Genomic DNA, 7,974 nt, shown 5'->3' on the forward strand with positions numbered 1-7,974 from the left:
AGTAGAATCTCAAAGTAAATAAAATTTAAGAATGGATTTATTTGAAGATTATGAGCTTCTTCCTGAAGAACTGAAGACCGTATGTGATAAATGGCAGCAAAAGGCAATGTACGAAGGACTTGACTATAATGATTGTGCCATTTTTCAGGAAGAATGCGAAGCTATCGGCTATACGTTTGATTACGGGCTGGATGCAGATCCTTTTGATTTACGTGCCATTGATACGGAAGAGCAAAAATTAGAAAATCAGACTATTAATAATCCAAAAAATATGGAATTGGTCAATGATTTAAGCTGGTATGATAAGAATATTACTCCGATGACCCGGGCTTATAAAAATTTTGTGAAAGAAATGAAAAATATGTCGCCAGAACATTTTTTTCAGGATGGCGAAAGAGTTTTTACAAAAAAGGAAGCTCAATTTCTAAAAATCTTTGCCTATAAAGAGGCTAAAAACAAAATGAGTATTCCTTTTTCTGGGAGAAATGAGAAAGAGTTTACCAGCCTAAGATCTAGTGAACCCATCAGTGAATCTGTTAAAAATATAGAATCTAACCGAAATATTGATTCTATAGACAAAGACATCATACAAAAAAACATAGATCTAGTGGAAGACAAAAGATCTGGTCTTGAAAAACTAGCCGATATACTTGACCGTCACTATGAAGATGAGGGAGAAAGTATGTTTATTTTTAAACATCCACAAAGTATTAAGACGTTAGAGTTGGCACTATTTCTTCAAAATGCTGATGAAGCTTTAAAAGAAGAAATCATTTCCTATATTTTTCTAGACCCTCCGAGAGAGCCCGATCGTTATAATTTCGTAGATGATTCTTATGATAGAGGGGAATCTTATTATCTTGAAACAAAGGCTGAATACAAGATTGATAGGCAAAAATATGATCTTTTAATCGAAAGAGCTTACTCGGTATTTGATCAGCACGATTTTGATATTCACATGATTCATGAATCGAATGCTGAAAACTCACCAGAAGCATTCAAGATTTTATTGTATGACCTTTCTAATCGGTTTTCTCTTGAAACGAAAACACTTATTGAAAACAATAATGTAGAAGGATCTAATATGCGGACTGCTGAAAAAACACTATCTCTTTACAGAGAAGAATATAATCCCTATGTAGACGATACCATCGAGGGGTACAGCAGCAGTGAATTAATCAATCTCCCAATACATTACTTGGAGCATTTGTTAGAATTAAAGATAAAACAGTTTGGCAGAGAAGAAAAAGAAGATGATATCATTGCTATGTCTTTTATAGATAGTCAAATAAAGAGACTTCAGATCCTTATTAATAATCAATCAATTTATTATAATCAAACCTCAAACATTATGGAAACACAAAAAGAATTTAATCAGGTACAATACCTAAAAGACCAGATGAAATACCTTGGTTTTGGAGAAGATGAAAAGCTTCACAAAGATTTGGAAAAAGGAATTAAATCAAAGAAAAATGAATTTGAAATTAAATCCTCTTCCGATAAGGCTCTGCCCGGAAATAAAGTAGATTTTATATTGAAATTCAATAAAACTCAAAGTGGTGGTGTTTTTCTTAATTCTTATCACGCAAAATTAACAAATGATAAAAATGAAGAGATGTCCCATAATTTTCCGGTAAACCGTGAAAATACTTTTACCGCCAAGGAAGCTGTAAACCTTCTGGAAGGGCGCAGTGTGAAAATAGAGTTTCTGAATCCCAAGACTGATCAAAAGGAGCCAGCCTTTGTAAGATTCGATTTTAGTGAACCAAAAACTGAAAAAGGAAATTACAAATTCCAGAATTTTTATAAAAACTATGGTATTGATACTGCTGAGATTGTCGAAAAATCCAACCTGGTATTTGATAAGCCGGAGTATAAAGACAGCACCATCAAATCTCTGGAAAAAGGGAATATAGTTAAAGTAAAGATAAAAGAGAATGATCAGGTGGTTGAAGCAAAAGCGGTTTTAAACCCACAATACAAGAATCTGAACCTTTATGATCAGGATATGACCAGGATCAATACCAATAAACCTTTGCAGGGGATGGAGGATGAGAGAGGGCACGATAAGGCCAATGTGAAGGAGCAAAGCATTAAACGATAAAATTATACCTGTCCATTATTTTAAAGCGGCAAGTCTAAGAATGATTTGCCGCTTTTTTAAAATCCTTTAATATGAAAATAAATTTAATACTTCCATACCTGCTTTTTCTTTTCACCATCGGTTCCTGCCATAAAGAAATCAAATCTGATAAAGGAGGAATTGATATTATATCGAACGTCTATTTTGATGCGTCCAAAGGACTGGGTAAAATGCAGAGTTTTCATGTATCAAAACTAAATTACTCTAAAAATGAACTTATAGAAGTGGTTCCTGATCTTTCATTTCCTGAAATGAGTAAGCAAATGTATTATATCAGGGATTCACTCTGCTATCCTTTTGACCTCGTGGAACGTAATCTCATCTTTTCTGACCTTTCTAAGAAGAGGCAGTCTTTTCTGGTTTGGAACAAGAAAGAGGGGGCCGTGTTTTCAAAAGAGTGGATTCCTAACTATAGGAACAGAAGAAATCTATCTGATACGATCTTATTTCAGAAGAAGTACAAGCGCTTTGAGATTAATTCTCCCTGGACTTATACAAGATTTTATATCTATCCAACTGACACAATTTTACCGTATTCACTATACGAGCACGCAGAAATGGATTATCACGGGAGATTGGAGCGTATCGACTCCTATAATAAGAAGGACGACATATTTGTGACCCTTCAGTTATTACCCAGAAAGAACTGGGATGCTGGTGCTAAAGAATTATTTGAATTTAATCATTTTGTAAAAAGCCGAGAAAGTGAGTGAAAATAGCTTAGCATATAAAGATGATGATATTTCCGTAATAGAAGGAAATAAGGACGAACTTATTGTTTTTAAAAATATTAAGGATAAACATTCTTTTTTAGAACTTCTGAAATTAAATAATCAGAATAATAACAGAACTCTTGTTGCGCTTCATTCCGGAGAAAATACCAAAAAGTTTATGGGCAAGTATCAGAACTATACTGGTAAAATATTTCTTTGTCTGGATGGAGACAGAGCGGGAAATATGATGACCCTTAAAATTCTTACAGACATGAATGGAAAGAATATAAAGGATATCCGTCCATTATATGGAATCTCAGAAAACGGGAATCAAAATTTAAGTGAATATTTAGAAAACAAACTAGGAGTTCAAAAGAAAAATACTATTTTAGTCGAACAAAGAAAATCACAAGATGGATACATTAATACTAGATCAAACGGAATTTCCGACACTCAGCACTTGGGAACCGAAGCTTCTGAACGAAGTTCTGGAAAACCTATCCCAAACAGCCAATCCGAGCAAAACGGAAATAACCAAGGAGGACAAACTATGGGCAGCAACCATGTTGGAAATGGACTTGCAGGCACAGGGTGGAGTGATTTGGGAAATGCAGCAAGAGAAAGACCCTCTTCTGGAGCACAACCGCAAAATGATGAAGAAGATGAAGGAAGAAAACATTCCGTGGGCGGAATCATATCCGGGAGAACTTTATCCGACAGAACAGGATCAGAATTAAATACATCCCATAAAAATAATGAGGATGTAGCCATTCTTATTTCAAAATATAAAGGGCAGAAAGTTAATAATGAGCAGGTTGCAGAAATTGTTTCTGCAACCTGCTTTGTTTCAAGGGATCGCAAAATTATTCTAAGTGAAAATTTTAATCTAACAGATGATCTGAAAGATATTTGTAGTCAGTTCAAAAGTGGTGGTACTGCGAAAGAGGGTAGAGGAATATTAGATGAATACTACACTGATTCAAAGATTGTAGATGCTATCCGTAATTTAATCAAAGATCAGTTTAAAAACCGACAGGAAATTTCGGTATTGGAACCCAGTGTAGGAACAGGGAACTTTCTCTATGCTGCAAAAGAGTTGGGAGTAAAGACAAATGTTACAGCCTTTGAAATTAACGAGACCACAGCGAAAATTGCAAAAGTCTTTCATCCTGAAGCTGATATTCATCTCCGTTCCTTTGAAACTGAATTTATTGATGAAAGGGGTAATAAAAGGGAATTCTCTGAAAAATATGATTTGGTTATTGGTAATCCACCTTACGGGGAACACCGAGGGCTTTACAAAGGTTTGGGAGAAGAACCGAAAATCTCAAAATATGAAGATTATTTCGTTAAACGTTCTTTAGATTCTTTAAAACCAGATGGTATTTTGGCAATGGTGCTCCCTTCTGGTTGGCTAAACAGACAAAGCCAATTAAAAAATGCGCAGTTAATAGAGGGATTTCGTTTACCAAGTGGAGTTTTTGCCGGAACTGGTATTGGTACGGATATTATTATTCTAAAAAAGGATTCGCAGAAAATTTCCAGAGATATTTCCGATTATTTTGAAATTAATCCTGAAAAAATATTGGGTGAAACCCGAGAAAAGACTAATCGTTTTGGACGAAAAGAAAATTATGTTCACGGAAATTTAGAAGATGCCTTATTAAAAATAGAGCGGCTGCGAGGCAAAATTGAAGTTGAAAGAATCGGGAATCTTTTTGAAGATTTATTTCTGGAAGCTGAAGAATCTAAGATCATCTTAAAAAACAAGGATTCGGAGGACAAATCGGAAAGTATTACAGAGACTAAGCCAGATGAAGTATACCTTACTGAAACCCATGAAAAAGTTGAACAAGTACTTTTGGCTCTTAATGCTGTAAAATTTAAATCTCCTGCTATTACAAAGGAGATTGATAAATATAAGGAACTTCAATCCCAAATTACCAATGAATCTCAGAAGTTCGATCAAAATCGAATTGATGATATTCTTCAGAGAGCGGATAAGATTATTCAGTCTTATAGTGGAAAAAATACGGAGTATAGAATTCAGACCCAGGTAGAGCTTAAAAAAGGAGTTCTAAAATACCAATTCCTTAAATCTGATGATATTGTAAATACTTCGCTCCAAAACAGCTCTGAGCTTTCTAAGCAGCAGATTGAGGCATTTCAGGATACTTCTTATGATGGGACTTTACATAATCACGGAAAGCACTCTCAATTTGCCAACTATATTGGAGGAAAATGGGTACATGATTTTTACTATGCTGAAGGGAATATTTATGCTAAGCTCCAACAGTTAGAAAAAGATAAAGATATTATCGGCTCCGGCACTGCCGGTCAATATGAAAAACAAAAGGCATTATTAGAAAGTGTTTTGCCTAAGGCAAAATCATTGGATGAGATCTTTATCAGCCCGAATCATGAGTTTATACATCAATTTGATTTGGGGTATATAGAGAAAGATCAGTGGAATTCTAGTACAAGACAAACGGAAGCAGTCATGGTATCTTACAATCTAGCTGAAAAGTTTAAAGATTTTGTCGGAACGTTATCCAGTGAGGCTTTTGCTGGTTCTTCAGCATGGGAAGTCCGAAGTTTTGTAGACAATGAGACCGTTACAGGAAGTGATAAAGAAAGAAATGCTTTAGTTCGTGAAAGGAGAAAAGCTGCTGCCAATGATTTGTTTTATAAATTTTTAAGGGAAGAATTATCAGATGAATTAAGGGAGCGCTTTGTAAAAGACTTTAACAGAAACTATAATAATATCCATGTTCCGGACTATTCCAAATTTCCGTTATTTTCTAAAATCCATAAGAATTTTAGAGGACGTGAGTTAAAATTAACTGAAGTTCAGAAAGCAGGAATCGGAAGACAAACCACAAAAGGTGTTGGATTATTAGCCCACGAGGTTGGTTTTGGAAAAACCTTATCAGGAATACTGTCTATGCACGAAGCGGTGGAACGTGGAAATGCAAAAAGACCACTTATTGTTGTTCCCAACGAGAGTATTCTTAAACAATGGGTAGAAACGATATTTGAAACAATTCCTAATGCTAAAATGAATGTGCTGGGAAATCTTGGTAAAGATTACGACCTATCAAAGTTTGATAATAAGGATGGGGAAATTACTATAGTTACCTACGAAGGTTTTAATAATATTGGTTTTTCTGAGAGCATTACTCAGGAACTGGCTTCCAAATTTTCTTACATTTCAGAAAGTGAACTGAAAAGCGTAAATGCCATCAGCGAAAGAGATTTTCAGAAGGAATTGGAAAAAGAAAAGGAGGTGGAAGGAAAGATGAAGCGTGGCAAAATCTATGACTGGGAAGATTTTGGATTTGATCACCTTACTTATGATGAAGTACATAATGCCAATCATATTGTAGGAAAGGTTAGAGTTGAAGACCGTAGATTTGCTTCGGATTTCAGGAGCCAGAACCAGCAGACATCAAAACTGGGAATTAATACGTGGATGGCTGCGCAGTACATTCAGGATAAAAATAATGGTAGAAACATAACGCTGCTTTCGGCTACACCTTTCACCAATAAACCTCTGGAATATTATTCAATTTTATCCCTGATCGCTAATAAACGTCTCGAAGAGTCTGGTTATTTTAATGTCAATAATTTTTTTGAGACCTTTATGGAAGCGGATAATGATATGGAGATCGATGCCCGAGGAGATGTAAAATTCAAAGCTAATGTTCGACGGTTTAAAAACAATTCTCTTTTCCAGCAGTTACTGTCTGAATTTATTGACATCAAAGGAGAAGAAGATAATCCGGAGCTGAAGCGGCCTAACAAAATCAATAAAGAATATAAAACTGAGCAAAATGATCTAACGAAAGAGCAATATGATTTGCTCAACGAGAGTTTTAGCGAAACGGAGAAAGGAGCAATCCTTACTCATATTCTCAATGCCCGATTGATTGCTATTTCTCCATATCTCTCGATTTATTATGAAGAGGAAGTACCTACTATAAAGGAGTTTATAGAGAATTCCCCGAAGCTTAAACAGACAATGGATCTGATCCGCCAGAATAAGAAAGATATACCGGATGCAGGGCAAATTATTTATTCAGAATTAGCTGTTGGAGAATTTCCAAAATTAAAAGAATATCTTGTACAGGAAGTCGGTTATAAGCCCGAAGAAATCGGAATTATTACCGGAGCGACAAGTAAGCCTAACAGGTTAAAGATTCAGGATGATTTTAATTCAGGGAAAATAAAAGTAATCATCGGTAGTGAAGCCATTCAGGAAGGGATGAACCTTCAGGAAAACACAACGGATGTGTATATACTTTCTCTTCCCTATAATTTTACAGCTCTGCGGCAGGTGGAAGGGCGTGCATGGAGACAGGGAAACAAAAATGAAAATGTAAGAATCAATTTTATGCTAACCAATGATAGTATTGATGTTTTCATGCTTCAAAAGCTGCAATCGAAACAAGCCAGATATTTAGAAGCTATGAAGAAAGGTGCGGATGTTTTGGATATATCAGACATCAGTACCCAGGAATTAAAAACTGCTATTATTACCAATCCGGAAACAAGAGCTAATATTGAAATTGAGCTCATAAAAAAGCGAATTGAAAATGAGAAAAGCAGGTTTATTGCAGATAGAGCCTTTGTATTAAGGAAGTATGAAGATTTTATCAAAGTTCAAGAGGATGTAACCAAAGCACAACATAATTATAATAGGATTTTAGGATACTCTAAGGAAGAAGGAGGAAATGCAGAATATTGGAAAAACCAGCTTTCATCTTATCAGAAAACGATAGATCTTACAAAAGATGAAGTTCAAAAAACAATCGGGTATCTGGCTGAAAAAGGAGTGAATGTTACAGAAATTGAACACCAGACAAAAGCTACCGAAGATAAAATTGCAGAGTTGGATGAGAAACTGGAAGAACTTCCTGAAATAAAAGATAAATTAATAGAACAATATCAAAAGGAAAAAGAAGAGAGCCTGAAAGTTAATAAGAATAAAGATTATGTAGGAGAAAGAGCTGAAGAGAACAAGACTTTGTTTAGTGCCATATTAGAAGTTAATTCTATATATAATATGGATGTTAAAAATTTTTCAAATATAGTGTCGAGCCACAGAGAAGATATAAG

3 protein-coding genes are annotated in these 7,974 nt (G+C 35.0%); all 3 read left to right on the forward strand.

What is annotated here, in order from left to right; translation table 11 throughout:
• Nucleotides 1-31 precede the first annotated feature (31 nt).
• Nucleotides 32-2,104: a hypothetical protein gene (locus Q0A18_RS06355; protein ID WP_292009307.1), complete on the forward strand. Its 2,073-nt coding sequence runs from the start codon at nucleotides 32-34 to the stop codon at nucleotides 2,102-2,104.
• Between the two features lie 71 nt (nucleotides 2,105-2,175).
• On the forward strand, nucleotides 2,176-2,856 hold the full coding sequence (locus tag Q0A18_RS06360; protein ID WP_292009308.1) for a hypothetical protein: 681 nt from the start codon (nucleotides 2,176-2,178) through the stop codon (nucleotides 2,854-2,856).
• A partial coding sequence (locus tag Q0A18_RS06365; RefSeq protein ID WP_292009309.1) for an SNF2-related protein occupies nucleotides 2,849-7,974 on the forward strand: 5,126 nt, incomplete at its 3' end. The genes Q0A18_RS06360 and Q0A18_RS06365, both read left to right, overlap by 8 nt.

This window comes from Chryseobacterium sp., assembly GCF_022712095.1.
In the GTDB taxonomy this organism is placed as follows: Bacteria; Bacteroidota; Bacteroidia; order Flavobacteriales; family Weeksellaceae; genus Chryseobacterium.

What these genes read in the sequence shown, in the direction of transcription:
- Q0A18_RS06355 (WP_292009307.1), top strand. Translation starts at nt 32, where the DNA reads ATGGATTTATTTGAAGATTATGAGCTTCTTCCTGAAGAACTGAAGACC.
- Q0A18_RS06360 (WP_292009308.1), top strand. Translation starts at nt 2,176, where the DNA reads ATGAAAATAAATTTAATACTTCCATACCTGCTTTTTCTTTTCACCATC.